The organism is Sphingobium sp. RAC03 (assembly GCF_001713415.1).
Taxonomy (GTDB): Bacteria; Pseudomonadota; Alphaproteobacteria; order Sphingomonadales; family Sphingomonadaceae; genus Sphingobium.
The window spans coordinates 823,503-839,665 of record NZ_CP016456.1; the positions used below are offsets into that span (position 1 = coordinate 823,503).

The window sequence follows — 16,163 nt, forward strand, 5'->3', positions numbered from 1 at the left end:
CGGCATTGACGGTGCGCAAGCTGCAATTTGATCTGGCGCAATGCAGCCCCGGCGACTTGCTGCGATCACCCAGCCCATGTGGACCTATCATCCTGACCTGCTCGCCCGGCCGGTGCCGCGCTACACCAGCTATCCCACCGCTGCCCAGTTCACCGATAGCGTCGGCGCGGCGGAGATGGGCCAGCGGCTGGACGCGCTCGCGCCCGACACGCCGATCTCGCTCTATGTCCACATCCCCTATTGCCACGACATCTGCTGGTATTGCGGCTGCAACACCGGCGCAGCGAACAAGGCGCAACGGCTGACCGCCTATGTCGAAGCGCTGGAGCGCGAAGTCGCGCTGATCGCCGCCCGGCTGAACGGACGCGGCCGGGTGACGCGCATCGCCTTTGGCGGGGGCAGTCCCAATAGTTTGCCGCTCGTCGATTTCATCCGGCTGATGCAGCAATTATTGCGCTGTTTCGACGCCCATCATGCCGAGCTTTCGGTCGAACTGGACCCGCGCCGCCTGGACGCGGACTGGATCGACGCGATGGCGGCCATGGGGGTCGATCGCGTCAATCTGGGCGTCCAGACCTTCAGCCCGCATGTCCAGACGCGCATCGGTCGCATCCAGCCGCTCGACATGGTCGAACGCGCGGTGGAACGGCTCAAAAAGGCAGGCGTCGCCACGGGCTTTGACCTGATGTACGGCCTGCCCGGCCAAAGCATGGACGACCTGTCCGCCACGCTCGACGCCACCATCCGCCTCGCGCCTGCGCGCATCGCCCTGTTCGGCTATGCCCATATGCCGCGCCTGCTGCCGCGCCAGCGCCGGATCGACGCCAGCGACCTGCCCGACGTCGCCCAGCGATTCGCGATGGCCGCCATGGGGCATGATGCGCTGACGCAGGCGGGCTATCGCGCGATCGGCTTCGACCATTTCGCTTTGCCCAACGACGGCATGGCGCTGTCCGCCGCGCAAGGCCGCCTGCGCCGCAATTTTCAGGGATTTACCGACGATCCCGCGCAAATATTGATCGGCATGGGCGCCAGTGCGATCAGCCAATTTCCCGACCTGATCGTCCAGAATGCGAAACAGGCCGGCCCTTGGCGCACCGCGATCGAAGCGGGTCAACTCGCCACCACGCGCGGCCTCGTCCGCACCGCCGAGGACCAGCGTCGCGGCCGCATCATCGAAGCCTTGCTCTGCCAGGGCGAAGTGCATCTGGAAGCCAGCGACCCCCAGCCCGACCTCGACCGTTTCGAGCAACGCGGACTGGTCGAACGGAGCGCAAACCGCCTACGGCTGACCCCCGACGCGCTCCCCTACGCCCGCAGCATCGCCGCCTGTTTCGATGCCTATCTCGAACCCGTCGAAACGCGGTTCAGTCATGCGGTCTAGCGCGGCGCTCACCAGCACGCTGGCCTGCCTGTTCCTCAACGCCCCGCTGGCCAGCGCCGATGCCAGCTCCGCCTGGTATTGCGGCGCTGGCCTTGCGGGCCAATGGGTGCCGCCTTGGCTGCCCCAGCCCGGCCCCAGCCGCCACGACATCGCCTGCCACCTCATGACCGGATGCCGCCGCCAGGAGCAGCGCGAAGAGGCCTGAGACGGATGGTGGCTAGGCGGCGCCCGGTCCTCTGGACAGGCTCGGAAGGCTGCGCCATGGTCGCCCCCAACGCCCCTCATCCACAGGATGCCCCGCCGTCATGCGCGCGCCCCTCCTTGCCCTGCCCTTCGCCTTGCTGGCCGCGTCCCCCGCACCGGCCGCCCAGCCCGGCGGCAGCGCATTCATGTTCGAAAGCGGCACCAGCCTGCTCGCCAAATGCCGCAACAAGGCACCCGAATATGGCCTCGCCTGCACCGCCTATATCGTCGGTGTGGTCGATGGCATCCGTAAGGATCTGTTCATCGGACGCGGTCGGCAAGTCTGCTGGCCCGACAGGATGAGCGCGGACGACGCCCGCCGCACCGTGGTCGCCTATCTCGAACGCTGGCCCGACCAGCGACGCAGCCCAGCCTCCGTTTTGGTCAGCGTTGCGCTAAACGACCGCTATCCTTGCCAAAAATAGCCGATCGATCACTCTGATCGAAAGGATCATTGCGCGGTGCGGCCACGGAACTGCTATAAACTTGCCTTGAAGGGCGCGGCGGCGTAGGTGCGGCCCCTGTTTTTTTGGTTCATGTAGGAGACTCGTCGTGGCGGCGAAATGGACGCCGGATAGCTGGCGCGCGCACAAGGGCATTCAGATGCCCGCCTATCGTAATGCGGCGGCTCTGGCCGCCGTGGAGGCACAGCTTGGCCAGTTTCCGCCGCTCGTCTTTGCAGGCGAAGCCCGCAACCTGAAGGCGGATCTCGCCAAGGTCGCGGCCGGTGAATCCTTCTTGCTGCAGGGTGGCGATTGCGCGGAAAGCTTCGCGGAATTCCACCCGAACAATATCCGCGACACGTTCCGCGTGCTGCTGCAGATGGCGGTCGTCCTGACCTTCGCGTCGAAGCTGCCGGTGGTAAAGGTCGGCCGCATGGCGGGCCAGTTCGCCAAGCCGCGTTCGGCCGATACCGAAGTGATCGATGGCGTCGAACTGCCCAGCTATCGCGGCGATAATGTCAACGACATCGCCTTCACCGCTCAGGGCCGCGAGCCGGACCCGCAGCGGATGGTGCAGGCCTATAACCAGTCGGCGGCCACGCTCAACCTGCTGCGTGCCTTCTCGACCGGCGGCTATGCCAGCCTGGATCGCGTCCACGGCTGGATGCTCGATTTCATGGGCCGCTCGCCCTGGGCCGCGAAGTTCGAACAGATGGCCGACCAGATCGGCCAGGCGCTCGACTTCATGCGCGCCTGCGGCCTGTCGGCGGAAACCGTGCCCCAGCTTGGCGGGACCAGCTTCTACACCAGCCATGAAGCGCTGCTGCTGCCGTTCGAGCAGGCGCTGACGCGGCAGGATTCGCTGACCGGCGACTGGTATGACACGTCCGCCCATATGCTGTGGATCGGCGACCGCACCCGGTTCGAAGGGTCGGCTCATGTCGAATATCTGCGCGGCATCGGCAACCCCATTGGCCTGAAATGCGGTCCCAGCCTGGAGCCGGACGCGCTGCTGCGCCTGCTCGACACGCTGAACCCCGCGCGCGAAGCCGGGCGGATCACGCTCATCACCCGCTACGGCCATGACAAGATCGAAGCGGGCCTGCCCAAGCTGGTCCGCGCCGTGATGCGCGAAGGCCATCCGGTCATCTGGTCCTGCGACCCGATGCACGGCAATGTCGTCAAGGCCGCCAACGGCTATAAGACGCGCCCGTTCGACCGCATCCTGGCCGAAGTGCGCGGCTTCTTCGCCGTCCACCGCGCCGAAGGCAGCTTCGGCGGCGGCATCCACGCCGAAATGACGGGCCAGAACGTCACCGAATGCACCGGCGGCGCCATCGCCATCACCGACGAAGGGCTCGCCGACCGCTATCACACCCATTGCGACCCGCGCCTCAACGCGGCGCAGAGCCTGGAGCTGGCTTTCCTGCTGGCCGAAATGCTCAACGAAGAACTGAAAGAACGCCGCGCAGCGGCGTGAGAAATTGCTTTATGCGCCCCTCCCGTTCACGGGAGGGGAGCGAGACTTAGGCGCGCAGCGCCTTAGTCGCAGCGGGGTGGGCCAACGCACCCTCGCGCAAGCCCATCCCCTAACCCCCTCCCGCAAGCCGGGAGGGGGAACGCCCGCCACAAAAACGCACCTTCCAGGGACCATAGTTTCTGGCTGAGTTGGGTAGATTTCGGACACTCATCAACGCCGTCACCCCGGACTTGATCCGGGGTCTATGAGCCTCAGCATGTCAACGACTTGGCACCCGTGAGCTAATGGATGCCGGGTCAAGCCCGGCATGACGGAAAGGGGTGGTTTGCGGACGGGCGGCTTTTCCTGTTCGTCACTCTCATGCTACGTCGATGCAATGAAGCCGAACCAATACGCACAAGCCCACGCGTGGGATGCGATGATCCGCATTGCCGTCTTGGGCTTTTTATTCCTTAGCGCCTTTATGGCTGTTAGTTCAGCCATCGTTATCAGTGTGTTGTATCACTCTGAGGATGCTAATATTTTGCAAGGTGGGCTTCTCTTATTCGGCACGGCGGCATTCGGCGTGGCCTTGGGTTTCCGAAAGTCGGAGCGGCTGACGTGGAAACATTGGCTCATCATCTGTTTACTGGCAGCACCCGGAGCGCTTTACACGTTCGCCCACTAACGTCCGTAAATGGTCGCTTCAGCCCCCGGTCCTCCCCCATCCAACACCCTTCCAATGTAGGATAATCTCTGATCTATCCTGCCAGATGGAATCCCCGCGCCGCCCTTCTACGTCTCCCACATCAGCCCGACCCCTGTCGCCGCACTGGCGCGCCACCGTCGCGTCAGCGTCGCATCGCTGTCGCGTCGCTGTGACCCATCCATTACCCAACCGGCGCGTCACCACGTCTTCGCAACCGCTTCTCCGTTACGATTGCCGCGAAAAACCCGACGACGGTGTGAACTTCGCCACTGTGACCTTAGTAGGCGTGACCTTAGGCCCCGCCCTTCCGCTGCTGCGCCCGCCGCGCAAAGATGTTCAGGCACTCAACCAGCGTCGAGAACGCCATCGCCGCATAGATATAGCCCTTGGGCACATGCACGCCAAAGCCATCGGCGATCAGCACCGCGCCGATCATCAGCAGGAAGCCCAGCGCCAGCATCACCACGGTCGGGTTCTTCGCGATAAAGTTGGCGAGCGGATCGGCGGCCAGCACCATCGCGGTCACCGCGACCAGCACCGCGATCACCATGATCGCCAGATTGTCGGTCATGCCAACCGCGGTCAGGATCGAATCGAGCGAGAAGATCATGTCGAGCAGGATGATCTGCACGATCGCGCTGCCAAAGGTGATGGTGGCGACGCTTTTTTTGTCCAGCACATCGTCGCCGCCCGCCGGATCGACAGTGTGATGGATTTCCTTGGTCGCCTTCCAGATCAGGAACAGGCCACCGACGATCAGGATCAGGTCGCGCCAGGAAAATTCGGTTTCAAAAGTCGGGGCGCCATATTCGTTCAGCGGACCGCTGATGCCCAGATCGAACACCGGTGCCGTCAGCCCGACGATCCAGGCGATCATCGACAACAGCACCAACCGCATGCCGAGCGCCAGGCCGATGCCGATCCGCCGCGCCTTCTGGCGCTGCTCCACCGGCAGTTTGTTGGTCAGGATGGATATGAACACCAGATTGTCGATGCCCAGCACCACTTCCATGACCACCAGCGCAATCAGCGCGGCAATGGCGGTGGGGTCGGTAAAAGCGGCAATCAGACTGTCCATGATGATCCTTCCACGCTGCCATTTGGCACGCCACCGGAACGGTCGATCGCGCGACCGGTTCCCACGAAGATGCACCGTCATCCGCTTGATCGCATGCAGGCACGGTCCTACAGAAGAAGCGGGGCAATAAGGGGGGGGGAAATCGTGCGGCCAATCGTCGGGTTCACCATCATAGCGGCGGCCATGGCGGCCAGCACGCCGGTTCAGGCGGAGGTCTTTGCGATGACCGGCCATTTCCCGGCCCCTTATCGGGCCGTCAGCCTGCTGCGCAGCATCGGCGTCGATCGCATCGCCGGGCGCGACGGCACCGCACTGGCGCTGGCGATCGAACAGAAATTAAGCCGCGCCGGGCCGGATGGACGCCCCTATTATGCCGTCATCGCCCTGTCGCGGCGCGGCCCCGATGCCGATGGCATCATCACCGGCCTCGCCGACGCCAGCGTGCGCGAAACCAATGTGAAGCGGCAGGTCGAAATCTGTGCCGAGGGCACCGACCAGAAATGCACCAAGAAGGAGAAGGTCGAGGCGCTGTGCCTGCAGGAAACGGTGACCTTCGCCCCGACATTGCGGATCGCCCGCGTCACGGACGGCCAGATCCTCTATAGCGAAACCCGCACGCAAACCGACACCATCGTCACCTGCCCCAAGGACAAGTCCAAGCGCACCCCGCGCCAGAGCATCGATCGCATGGTCCGCACCGCTGCGGACCGGCTGGCCGACGACATCATTCCGCGCCACGAAAATTACCGCATCCGCCTGCGCGAAGAACGCGACGGGATGGACAAGGCCATGGCCCAGCGCTTCCGCGACAGCATCAAATCGTCGCAGCGCGATCCGGTCGCCGCCTGCGGCGAATGGGCGGCGATGGACGGCGACCGGCCGGGTCATCCCTCGCTCCTGTTCAACCTTGGCCTCTGTGCCGAACGCGATGGCGACTATGCCGGCGCGGAACGCCTCTATGCCCAGGCGGGACAGGCGGCGCGCGGTGGCGCTTTTGCCGAAGGGGTAGAACGGGTCCGCGCCCTCGCGGTGGGCCGCGCCGACGCTGCGGCACGGGCGCGCGGCGAGTGACGCGGCGGCTGGACTTGACGGGGCGACTCCCGTAGCGAAGGCGCGTTCCGATTTTCAAGCGCCGCGGCGTCCTGTCGCGGCCCCTGCCCTTTACGAAAGGCGGCCCATGGCAAGAACCACCCTCACCCGTTTCCTGATCGAACAACAGCGCTTGGCCGAAGCCCTGCCCGCCGAATTGCGCCTGCTGATCGAAACCGTGGCGCGCGCGTGCAAGACGATCAGCCATGCCGTCAGCAAGGGCGCGCTGGGCGAAGTGCTGGGCAGCCTGGACAGCGAAAATGTGCAGGGCGAGGTCCAGAAGAAGCTGGACGTGATCGCCAATGAAATGCTGCTCGATGCCAATGAATGGGGCGGCCATCTCGCCGCCATGGCGTCCGAGGAGATGGAGACGATTCACCGCATCCCCAATCGCTATCCCAAGGGCGAATATCTGTTGCTGTTCGATCCGATCGACGGGTCCAGCAATATCGACGTCGACCTGTCGGTCGGCACGATCTTCTCCGTGCTCAAAGCCCCTGAGGCCTGCGCCGGTCGCGAAGTGACGGAGGAGGATTTCCTGCAGGACGGCCGCGCACAGGTCGCGGCGGGCTATGCCATTTACGGGCCGCAGACTCTGCTGGTGCTGAGCGTCGGCACGGGCGTCTATGAATTCACGCTCGACCGCGAAGTCGGCAGCTGGGTGATGACCGACGCCAATATGCAGATGCCGCAGGGCAAGTGCGAATTTGCCATCAATATGTCGAACCGCCGCCAATGGTCGCCCGCCGTGGCCCGCTATGTCGAAGAGCGCGTCATGGGCGGCGCAGGGCCATGCGGCCAGGATTACAACATGCGCTGGACCGCCTCCATGGTGGCGGACGTGCATCGCATCCTCAAGCGCGGCGGGATATTCCTCTATCCCTACGACCATCGCAATCCGGGCAAGGCCAAGCTGCGGCTGATGTATGAAGCCAATCCGATGAGCTATCTGATCGAGCAGGCGGGCGGCGCGTCGAGCGACGGGTTCCAGCCGATCATGGACGTGCCCGCAACCAGCCTGCACCAGCGCGTCGGCGTGGTGCTGGGCGATCGGGCCGAAGTGGAAGCGGTGGTCGCTTATGGCCGCGAAATGGCCACCGCATAGGATAAAAAGAAAATGGGGGAGAGCGCACGCAAGCGCTCGATCCCCCAACTATGCCCCGCCTGCCGGTCTTACCGGCGGCCCCTCTCCAGAAACATGTTATATGGCGCGGCAACAGCGAGGGATGCCTAGCCCAAGCCGAAGACAAAAAAAAGGCTGATCGTGAGACCAGCCTGAAAAGTTTAGGAGAGGATGCCTGAAAGGCACAGTCTTAGTGCCAGCGGGGCGTATTCTTCGCAAATGCGAAGGGTGAAGCTGCAATTGCGTAAACTGCAATCGTGTCCCGTCTCCTCGCCGCGAATCGGGTAAAGCAAATATCAGGGCTTTGGGCGTAGGCCCGCGCCATGCATGGAAAGGCAGAACAGATAGGCGCGCGCATGACCCGGCCCCACCGCCGCGACATAGACGGCCTGCGCGCGCTCGCCATCCTGCCGGTCCTGCTGTTCCACGCTCATGTGCCAGGCTTTTCCGGCGGCTATGTCGGCGTCGACATCTTCTTCGTGATTTCGGGCTATCTGATCACCGGCATCATCGCCCGCGACGTCGATGACGGCCGCTTCTCGCTGCTGCGCTTCTATGAGCGGCGCTTCCGGCGAATCATGCCCGCCCTCGCCCTGATGATCCTCGCCGTGCTGGGCCTGGCAGCCTGGCTCTATCTGCCCGGCGATCTGGAGGGCATACCCAAATCCGCGCTGGCCGCAACGCTGTTTGTCTCCAACCTGTGGTTCTTCACCGACACCGGCTATTTTGCCGGCGGTGCGGACGTGAAGCCCCTGCTCCAGACCTGGTCGCTGGCGGTGGAGGAACAATATTATATCGGCTTCCCGATCCTGCTGATGCTGCTCGCCCGCTTCGGAACGCGCACGCGCGCGGGCGTCGTGGCGGCCATCGGGATCGCATCGCTGACCCTGTGCATAGTCATGCAGCGAGACACGACGGGCTTCGCCTTCTACCTGCTCCCCACCCGCGCCTGGGAATTACTCGCAGGCGCGCTCCTGGCGCTCGGTGTCGTTCCAGCAATCCAAAAGCGCTGGCTGCGCGAGGCCGTCGCTTGGGCTGGCCTCTTGGCGATCGGCGGTGCGGTCCTCCTCTATGACCGCAACACGCTATTCCCCGGCGTCGCGGCCCTCGCCCCCGTGTTGGGAGCGATGGCGCTGCTCCACGGCGCGCCGGGGACAAGTGCAGGTCGCGCCCTTGCCCTGCCCCCGCTGGTCGGCATAGGCCTGATCTCCTACTCGCTCTATTTGTGGCACTGGCCGCTGATCGTCTTCACCGAATATGCGACCGACCTGCCGCTGTCGGGCGGAACGCGGATCGCCGTCCTCGCCGCATCACTGGCCGTCGCCTGGCTATCCTGGCGCTTCGTCGAGCAACCCTTCCGCGATTCGGCCCGCATGCCGCCCCGCACCATCTTCCGCTTCACCGGCGCGGCGATGGCGCTGCTCTGCGCGCTGTCGCTGGCCCTGCTGGCGATGGGACCATGGCCCTCACGATTCGCGCCCGCCGTTCTGGCGCAGATCGCCGGGCGCAACGATATCAGCCCTGACCGCAAGCGCTGCCACGACAGCTATATGCGTGGTGCCACGCCCTGCATCCTCGGCGCGCCGGTCCGGCCCGACGCCATGCTGTGGGGCGACAGTCATGGCGTGGAACTGGCGCATGTGCTGGCGCAGGACGCGCGCGCACAGGGCCAATCGCTGATCGAACGGACAACATCGAGTTGCCCGCCTGTGTTGGGTTATGAGGCGAAGGATGCCCGCTGCGCCGCGGCCAACCGGGCCGCTTTCGAAGCGATCCGCGCCGATCCGGACCTACGCCGCATCTACCTCGCCGCCTTCTGGGCCAATGGCGCTTTTGACGATCCCGCTTTCGTGGCGAAACTCGACCGCACCATCGCCGCCATCCGCGCCGAAGGGCGGGAGGTCGTGCTGATTGGCGCGGTCCCACCCCAACCCTTCGACGTTCCCCGCCACCTCGCCCATCTGGCGCGCGCCGACATGCTGGACAGCGCACAAGGGGTTGAGCGGGCGCAAGTGGAAGCACGCATCGTCAATCTCCGCGCGCTCTTCACCCGCTGGCAGGCGCAGGGCGTAACGCTCATCGACCCCGTGGCGCGGCTATGCGACGCGCGCGTCTGCGCCATCGAGCGGAACGGCCAGCCCCTCTACTTCGATTCGCACCATCTAAGCGTTGCCGGTGCGCGCGCTGTCATTGGCTGATCATTCGGCCGCCAGCGCATAGTCGGCACGCGGCAGTTCGACCGCCAGCGCCTGTGCAATCGCCTGTACCAGCGCGCGCATCCGCGCGATCCCCGGCCCCGGCCGGTCCAATGTCGCGTCCAGATAGAGCGTCCGATCGATCTCGATCTGCAGCGCATGCAGATCGCGCTCCGGTCGCCCATGCCGTTCGATCAGATAATCGCCCGCATAGGGGCTATTAATCGCGACCAGCATGTCGTGCCCCGCCGCCACATCAGCCGCCAGCGTCGTCAAGCGGCTCGATGCACTGCGGCCGAACCGGTCGCCCAGCACCAACCCCGGCGCGGGACAGCCCGGCGCGGGCGGCGGCAGCGGGGGCATGGAATGCAGGTCGATCAGGATGGCATGGCCATGGGCATCCCGCGCCGCCGCCATCAGTTGTGCGAGTGTCGCATGATAGGGCCGGTGGACCATATCGATCCGCCGCTGCACCTCCGCCCAGCCGATCGGTCCGCGCCACAATTCCGGCGCGCCGGGCAACCGACGCGGCAACAGGCCAAGCCCGCCCCGCAGTTTCGCGCTGGTCTGCAAGGCCACCATATGGGGCAGATCAGACAGCATCGCGGGATCCACCTCCCGATCATGGCGGTTAAGGTCGATCAACGCGCGCGGCGCACGCGCCACCAGCACGGTAAAGCCCTGCGCGATCAATGGATGCACCAACAGGTCGACCCAGCGATCCTCCAGCCGCCGCAGCATTTCCGGCCGGACGCGCGCCTGCGCCAGCAAGGCCGGCGGATAGAGCCGTCCGGCATGGGGGACGGACAGGATAAGCGGGCGATCGGGAATCGCGGGGCCATACAGATCGAAGGCCGGGTCGCTGTGCGTCGGCGCGCGCGGCGGGCTGTCGTCCAATGGCGCTCCTTTCAACGATCCGGGCAAAAATCGTGGCTTGGCTGGATAATATTTACACCTTGTCGCATATATCACGGCTTCGCGCCACCCGTGGGGGTCGCGGAGGATATGAGAGTGGGGGCGATGGTTCGCATATTATTGGCCGAAGACGATGACAGCATGCGCGTCTATCTGGCCCGCGCGCTGGAACGGTCGGGATATGAGGTCGTCGCGGTCTCGACGGGGACAGAGGCGGTGCCACATATCCGCTCCGACCGGTTCGACCTGTTGCTGACCGATATCGTCATGCCGGAAATGGACGGTATCGAACTGGCCCAGCATGCCGCCTCCGTGGCACCGGACATGCGAATCATGTTCATCACCGGCTTCGCCGCCGTCACCCTGCGCGCGGGCAAGGCGGTGCCGCAGGCCAAGGTCTTGTCCAAGCCCTTCCACTTGCGCGACCTGGTGCTGGAGGTCGAGCGGATGTTCAGCAGCGAGAGCCTGACCGGGCTGACGTGATCCTCTAGTCGGGGACGACTTCTTCCATGTCGGGCGTGGGATCGAGCGCGATCCCGGCCATCGCGGCATTGAACCGCTCGCGGTCCAACCCCTTTTCCCACGCCGAAACCACGACGGTCGCCACGGCATTGCCGATGAAGTTGGTGAGACTACGGCATTCGCTCATGAAGCGATCGACACCCAGGATCAGCGTCATGCCCGCGACCGGCACCGTCGGCACGATCGACAGCGTTGCCGCCAATGTGATGAAGCCCGCCCCGGTTACCCCAGCAGCGCCCTTGGACGAGATCATCGCCACCAACAGCAGCAATATCTGCTGCTCCAGGCTGATATCGACATTGCAGGCCTGCGCGATGAACAGCGCCGCAAGCGTCATGTAGATATTGGTGCCGTCGAGGTTGAAGCTGTATCCCGTCGGCACGACCAGACCCACCACCGACTTGCGGCACCCGGCCCGCTCCATTTTCTCGATGAGGCTGGGCAAGGCCGCCTCCGAGGAGGATGTCCCAAGGACCAGGAGAAGTTCCGCCTTCAGATAGCGGATCAGGTGAAGGATGTTGAATCCCACCGCCCAGCACACGCCACCCAGAACCACCAACACGAACAACAGCGACGTCAGATAGAAGGTCGCGACCAGGCCGGCCAGGTTGGCGAGCGTCCCGACGCCATATTCGCCAATGGTGAAGGCCATCGCGCCGAACGCCCCGATCGGTGCGGCCTTCATCAGGATCGACACCAGTTTGAACACCGCATGGCTGGCGGATTCGAGCACGGTCATCAGCGGCGCAGCCTTGTCGCCGATCAGAGTCAGCGCGATGCCGAACAGGATCGCCACGAACAGCACCTGCAGGATATTGCCGTCCGCCACCGCCGACACCATGGTCGCCGGAATGATGTTCATCAGGAAGCCGGTCAGGCTGCTCTCATGCGCCTTGTTCGCATAATCGGCGACCTGATTAGCATCCAGCGTCGCCGGATCAATATTGAGGCCGGCCCCCGGTTGCACCACATTGGCGACAATCAAGCCCACGATCAGCGCCAGCGTCGAAAAGGTCAGAAAGTAGCCAAAGGCCTTGGCCGCGACCCGGCCGATCGCACCCAGTTCCTTCATGCCCGCAATGCCGGTCACGATGGTGAGGAAGATGACCGGCGCGATGATCATCTTCACCAGCTTGATGAAGGCCTCGCCCAAGGGCTTGAGCTGGACCCCGGCGTCAGGAAAGAAATGGCCGATCGTCACACCCAGCGCGATGGCGATCAGCACTTGGACATAAAGCTGCCGGTACCAGGGCAGGCGCGGCGTCGTCTGAATCGGCGAGGATGGCGATGGCAGCATAAGTCTTGGCGTCCCCCTGTTTGCGCCGCAGCATATGGGCCACCCCTGCGCTGTCCAGAAGAATATCGAGGCCAGGCATTTTCCCGCTTGCGCCATCCGATTCGCCCGGCTAAAGGCCCAACTCCCGTGGGCGTGTAGCTCAGTGGTAGAGCACTGTGTTGACATCGCAGGGGTCGCAAGTTCAATCCTTGCCACGCCCACCATGACAAAGCCCGTCACCTGTTTTCAGGTGGCGGGCTTTCTCTTTTGCGGTGCCGCTGCCGCCGGGCTATGGGCGGTGCGGCATGGGCAAGGGGCGAACAATGATGGCAGGCTGCGAGATCGTTTCGGGCAAGCGCTTGCTGTTCGTGATGGCGGCGGAAGCGGAATATGGACCGCATCTGCGTAGCCGGTTCACGCCACTGATGACGGGCGTAGGGCCGGTCGAAGCAGCGCTGGCGACGGGGATCGCCCTTCAGGATATGGCGCGCCATAATGCGCTTCCTGATCTCGTCGTCTGCCTCGGTTCGGCCGGATCGCGAATCTGCGGCTTGGGCGAGGTGGTGCAGGTCGCCAGTGTCTCCTGGCGCGACATGGATGCTTCGCGCCTGGGCTTTACCAAGGGCGTGACGCCCTTCATTGACCATCCCGTTGATGTCCCGCTGGCAACGCCGCTGGCGATGCCCACTGCGCGGCTCTCGACCGGCGCGAATATCGTCGGGGGCGAGGAATATGCCGCGATCGACGCCGATATGGTCGATATGGAGACCTTCGCGGTGGCGCGGGCTTGCGCCCGCTTCGACGTGCCGCTGATGGGCTTGCGCGGCATTTCCGATGGGCCGGGCGAACTCGCCCATATCCATGGCTGGATGGAATTGCTGGGATTGCTGGACGAACGGCTTGCCGCAGCGGTGGACCTGCTGCCGGGGGCGCTGACCAAAGGCCTTTAGTCGCCTTCGAACGCTATGATCGCCTGCGCGGCGATACCGTCGGCTTCCAACGCCGCCATCCCGCCAAGATCGGGCAGGTCGATCGCGAACAGCGCCATCAACACGCTCGCCCCCTGCTCACGCAGCAATTGCGCTGCGGCGAGCGCCGTGCCACCCGTAGCGATCAGATCATCGACCAGCACAACGCGCGTTTCGGCCGGGACCTGCCCCTCATGCAGTTCCAGCCGATCCGTGCCATATTCCAGCACATAATCGATGCCGACGGTCTTGCCCGGCAGCTTGCCCGCCTTGCGCACGGGCACGAAGCCCTTGCCCAATGCCAAGGCGAGCGCTGCGCCCAGGATGAAGCCGCGCGCCTCGATGCCGACGATCAGGTCGGGGTCCAGCGGTCGCGCGATCGACACCATGCGCTCGACCAGTTCCGCCAGCCCTGCGCCATCCGCCAACAAGGTCGTGACATCACGAAACTGGATGCCGGGTTTGGGAAAATCGGGGATCGTGCGGACAAGGCCCGCCAGCGTGTCGATGCTCATGCTGTCTCCATAAGGAAAAAGGGCGCGGTTCCCAGATGAAACCGCGCCCTCTTCATAATCCTTGTTCTTGCGAACCGGCCTGTCAGGCCGCCTTCTTCTTGTCCGCCCAGATATTCTGGTAGGACATATAGGCCAGCCCCGTGGCGATCAGCAGGAAGATGATCGTCGCCAGACCCGCACGGCGGCGGTTTTCCAGCTTGGGTTCGGCGGTCCAGGTCAGGAAGGCCGAAACATCCTTCGCCATCTGGTCCACCGTCGGCTTGGTGCCGTCGCTATAGGTCACCTGGCCTTCGGCCGTCAGCGGCGGCGCCATGGCGAGGTTCAAGTTCGCGAAATAGGGGTTATAGTGCAGCCCTTCGGGCGTCTTGGAGTCCGGGAACTCCTTGAGCAGCGCGGCGGGTTGCGCCTGATAGCCGGTCAGCAGCGAATAGACATAGGCGCTGCCATGGTGGCGAGCCTTGGTCATCAGCGACAGGTCTGGCGGGATCGCATTATTGTTCGCCGCAGCCGCCGCGACATTGTTCGCGAAGGGCTTGGGGAAATAGTCAGCGGGCATCGGCTCACGGGTCGATGCTTCGCCCGTTGCTGGATCGACCGAGGGAGCCTTGATCGCCCACTGCTTGGCGATCGCCTTCACTTCGGCTTCGTTATAGCCAAGCGCTTCGAGATCGCGGAACGCCACGAACTTGAGGCTGTGGCAGGCCGAGCAGACTTCCTTGTAGACTTGGAAGCCGCGCTGCAGCTGCTGCTTGTCATAGCCACCAAGCGGTCCATCGAACGAGAAGGACACATGCTTGGGAAGCTCGTGGAATTCATGCTCCACGGTCGGCTGCGGTGGTTCGGAGACATAGGCCACCGCCCCCATGAGGAAGGAGACCAGCAGCCAGCCCGCGAAGAAGAGGCCGACGAGAAATGCGCCGATGCGTACCATGTTACGTCTACCCCTTATTCGGCCGGGACCGCGACGGTTGCGCCGTCGGTCTTGCCATATTTCGCCAGCACGGCCTCGGTGATCGAACCGGGCAACGGCAGCGGCTTTTCAAAGCGCGAGATCAGCGGAAGGATGATCAGGAAGTGCGCGAAATAATAGGCCGACGCGACCTGCGAGATCATCACGAAAGGCTCTTCCGCCGGCGCGCCGCCGCAATAGCCCAGGATCAACACGTCGAGGATCAGGATCCAGAAGAACTTGTTGAAAGTTGGCCGATATTTGCCGGACCGCACCGGCGAGGTGTCGAGCCAGGGCAGGAAGAAGAGCAGCAGGATCGATGCGAACATCGCCAGGACGCCCAGCAGCTTGGCGGGGACAAAGAAGAAGTCCACGGTGAAGGCACGCAGGATCGCGTAGAAGGGCCAGAAATACCATTCCGGCACGATATGCGCGGGCGTCGAGAGCGGGTTCGCCTCGATATAGTTGTCCGGGTGGCCCAGGAAGTTGGGCGCGAAGAACAGCAGGGTGCAGAAGGCGATCAGGAAGATGCCCGCGCCGAAGCCGTCCTTGGCCGTGTAATAGGGATGGAACGGCACAGTGTCCTGCGGTCCCTTCACTTCCACGCCGGTCGGGTTCGAGGAACCCGGAATATGCAGCGCCCAGATATGCAGGATGATGACACCGGCAATCACGAAGGGCAGCAGGAAGTGCAGCGAGAAGAAGCGGTTGAGCGAGGCGTTGCCAGGGGCAAAACCGCCCAGCAGCCAGGTCTGGATCGGCTCGCCCACAACGGGGATCGCGCCGAACAGGCCGGTGATCACCTTCGCGCCCCAATAGGACATCTGACCCCAGGGCAGCACATAGCCCATGAAGGCGGTCGCCATCATCAGCAGGAAGATGACGAGGCCGAGCAGCCATACCATCTCGCGGGGCGCCTTGTAGGAGCCGAAATAGAGGCCGCGGAAGATGTGGAGGTAGACGACGATGAAGAAGAAGCTGGCCCCGTTGGCGTGGGCATAGCGCATCAGCCAGCCCGCATTGACGTCGCGCATCGTCTGTTCGACGGTGCTGAACGCTACCAGGTCATTGGCGCCATAGTGCATCGCCAGGACGACGCCGGTGATGATCTGGATCATCAAGGCGAGGCCGGCCAGGACGCCGAAGTTCCAGAAATAATTGAGATTGCGCGGAACGGGATAGCCCGCACCCACAGCGTTATAGGCAAGACGCGGAAGCGGCAGCTTCTCGTCGATCCACACCATCACCGGATTTTTCGGCGTATATTGCTCAGCCCAGGGAAAGCTCATCGTTTC

Annotated in this window: 16 protein-coding genes and 1 tRNA gene; 11 read left to right on the plus strand and 6 right to left on the minus strand. The window is 64.0% G+C overall.

The features are described from left to right. Positions 1-76: 76 nt before the first annotated feature. The 5 genes from hemN (at position 77) to BSY17_RS08545 (ending at position 4,217) form a co-directional block, all read left to right on the plus strand. Entirely contained in the window at positions 77-1,384 is a 1,308-nt protein-coding gene (gene hemN, locus BSY17_RS08525; RefSeq protein ID WP_069065194.1) for an oxygen-independent coproporphyrinogen III oxidase, read from the plus strand. Continuing rightward, positions 1,374-1,589 (plus strand): hypothetical protein, encoded by a 216-nt coding sequence (locus BSY17_RS08530; protein WP_069065195.1) that lies wholly within the window; start codon positions 1,374-1,376, stop codon positions 1,587-1,589. Before hemN ends, BSY17_RS08530 begins: the two co-directional genes overlap by 11 nt. 100 nt (positions 1,590-1,689) lie before the next feature. Beyond that, complete coding sequence (locus tag BSY17_RS08535) at positions 1,690-2,052, plus strand: Rap1a/Tai family immunity protein (RefSeq protein WP_069065196.1); 363 nt, start codon at positions 1,690-1,692, stop codon at positions 2,050-2,052. A gap of 127 nt (positions 2,053-2,179) precedes the next feature. Beyond that, complete coding sequence (locus BSY17_RS08540; RefSeq protein ID WP_069065197.1) at positions 2,180-3,550, plus strand: class II 3-deoxy-7-phosphoheptulonate synthase; 1,371 nt, start codon at positions 2,180-2,182, stop codon at positions 3,548-3,550. A 418-nt stretch (positions 3,551-3,968) separates the two neighbouring features. Beyond that, complete coding sequence (locus BSY17_RS08545; protein WP_037478638.1) at positions 3,969-4,217, plus strand: hypothetical protein; 249 nt, start codon at positions 3,969-3,971, stop codon at positions 4,215-4,217. A 313-nt stretch (positions 4,218-4,530) separates the two neighbouring features. On the opposite strand, the gene BSY17_RS08550 is transcribed toward BSY17_RS08545, so the two are convergent. Further along, positions 4,531-5,316, minus strand: a complete 786-nt coding sequence (locus BSY17_RS08550) for a TerC family protein (protein ID WP_083217085.1) — start codon at positions 5,314-5,316, stop codon at positions 4,531-4,533. Positions 5,317-5,460: 144 nt separating this feature from the next. Here BSY17_RS08550 and BSY17_RS08555 point away from each other — a divergent pair, with 144 nt between their 5' ends. From BSY17_RS08555 to BSY17_RS08565, 3 genes are all read left to right on the plus strand, one after another. Next, positions 5,461-6,387 carry a hypothetical protein gene (locus BSY17_RS08555; RefSeq protein WP_150125756.1) on the plus strand — a complete coding sequence of 309 codons (927 nt, stop codon included), beginning with the start codon at positions 5,461-5,463 and terminating at the stop codon, positions 6,385-6,387. A 106-nt stretch (positions 6,388-6,493) separates the two neighbouring features. Continuing rightward, a complete protein-coding gene (locus tag BSY17_RS08560) occupies positions 6,494-7,510 on the plus strand; it encodes a class 1 fructose-bisphosphatase (RefSeq protein ID WP_069065199.1) in 1,017 nt (338 codons plus the stop codon). Positions 7,511-7,884: 374 nt separating this feature from the next. Further along, the gene (locus BSY17_RS08565) at positions 7,885-9,726 is read left to right on the plus strand and encodes an acyltransferase family protein (RefSeq protein ID WP_069066862.1); all 1,842 of its coding nucleotides are present in this window, start codon (positions 7,885-7,887) and stop codon (positions 9,724-9,726) included. Here BSY17_RS08565 and BSY17_RS08570 read toward each other — a convergent pair whose 3' ends face one another. Further along, on the minus strand, positions 9,727-10,620 hold the full coding sequence (locus tag BSY17_RS08570) for an N-formylglutamate amidohydrolase (RefSeq protein WP_069065200.1): 894 nt from the start codon (positions 10,618-10,620) through the stop codon (positions 9,727-9,729). It lies immediately after the preceding gene. 123 nt (positions 10,621-10,743) lie between these two features. Between BSY17_RS08570 and cpdR the strand changes: the two genes are divergently transcribed. Beyond that, complete coding sequence (cpdR, locus tag BSY17_RS08575) at positions 10,744-11,121, plus strand: cell cycle two-component system response regulator CpdR (protein WP_069065201.1); 378 nt, start codon at positions 10,744-10,746, stop codon at positions 11,119-11,121. A 4-nt stretch (positions 11,122-11,125) separates the two neighbouring features. Here the strand turns inward: cpdR and BSY17_RS08580 are convergent, their stop codons facing one another. Further along, on the minus strand, positions 11,126-12,457 hold the full coding sequence (locus BSY17_RS08580) for a dicarboxylate/amino acid:cation symporter (protein ID WP_069065202.1): 1,332 nt from the start codon (positions 12,455-12,457) through the stop codon (positions 11,126-11,128). Between the two features lie 128 nt (positions 12,458-12,585). Here BSY17_RS08580 and BSY17_RS08585 point away from each other — a divergent pair. Further along, positions 12,586-12,660: transfer RNA gene (locus BSY17_RS08585), tRNA-Val, on the plus strand. A gap of 99 nt (positions 12,661-12,759) precedes the next feature. Next, positions 12,760-13,386: a 5'-methylthioadenosine/S-adenosylhomocysteine nucleosidase gene (locus BSY17_RS08590; protein WP_083217087.1), complete on the plus strand. Its 627-nt coding sequence runs from the start codon at positions 12,760-12,762 to the stop codon at positions 13,384-13,386. Here BSY17_RS08590 and BSY17_RS08595 read toward each other — a convergent pair. The 3 genes from BSY17_RS08595 to BSY17_RS08605 form a co-directional block, all read right to left on the minus strand. Further along, positions 13,383-13,919, minus strand: coding sequence for an adenine phosphoribosyltransferase (locus BSY17_RS08595; protein WP_069065203.1), 537 nt, complete (start codon positions 13,917-13,919; stop codon positions 13,383-13,385). The genes BSY17_RS08590 and BSY17_RS08595 overlap by 4 nt on opposite strands. Before the next feature lie 82 nt (positions 13,920-14,001). After that, positions 14,002-14,850, minus strand: coding sequence for a cytochrome c1 (locus tag BSY17_RS08600; protein WP_069065204.1), 849 nt, complete (start codon positions 14,848-14,850; stop codon positions 14,002-14,004). Between the two features lie 14 nt (positions 14,851-14,864). Then, positions 14,865-16,157: a cytochrome b gene (locus BSY17_RS08605; RefSeq protein WP_037476240.1), complete on the minus strand. Its 1,293-nt coding sequence runs from the start codon at positions 16,155-16,157 to the stop codon at positions 14,865-14,867. Between the last annotated feature and the right edge of the window lie 6 nt (positions 16,158-16,163).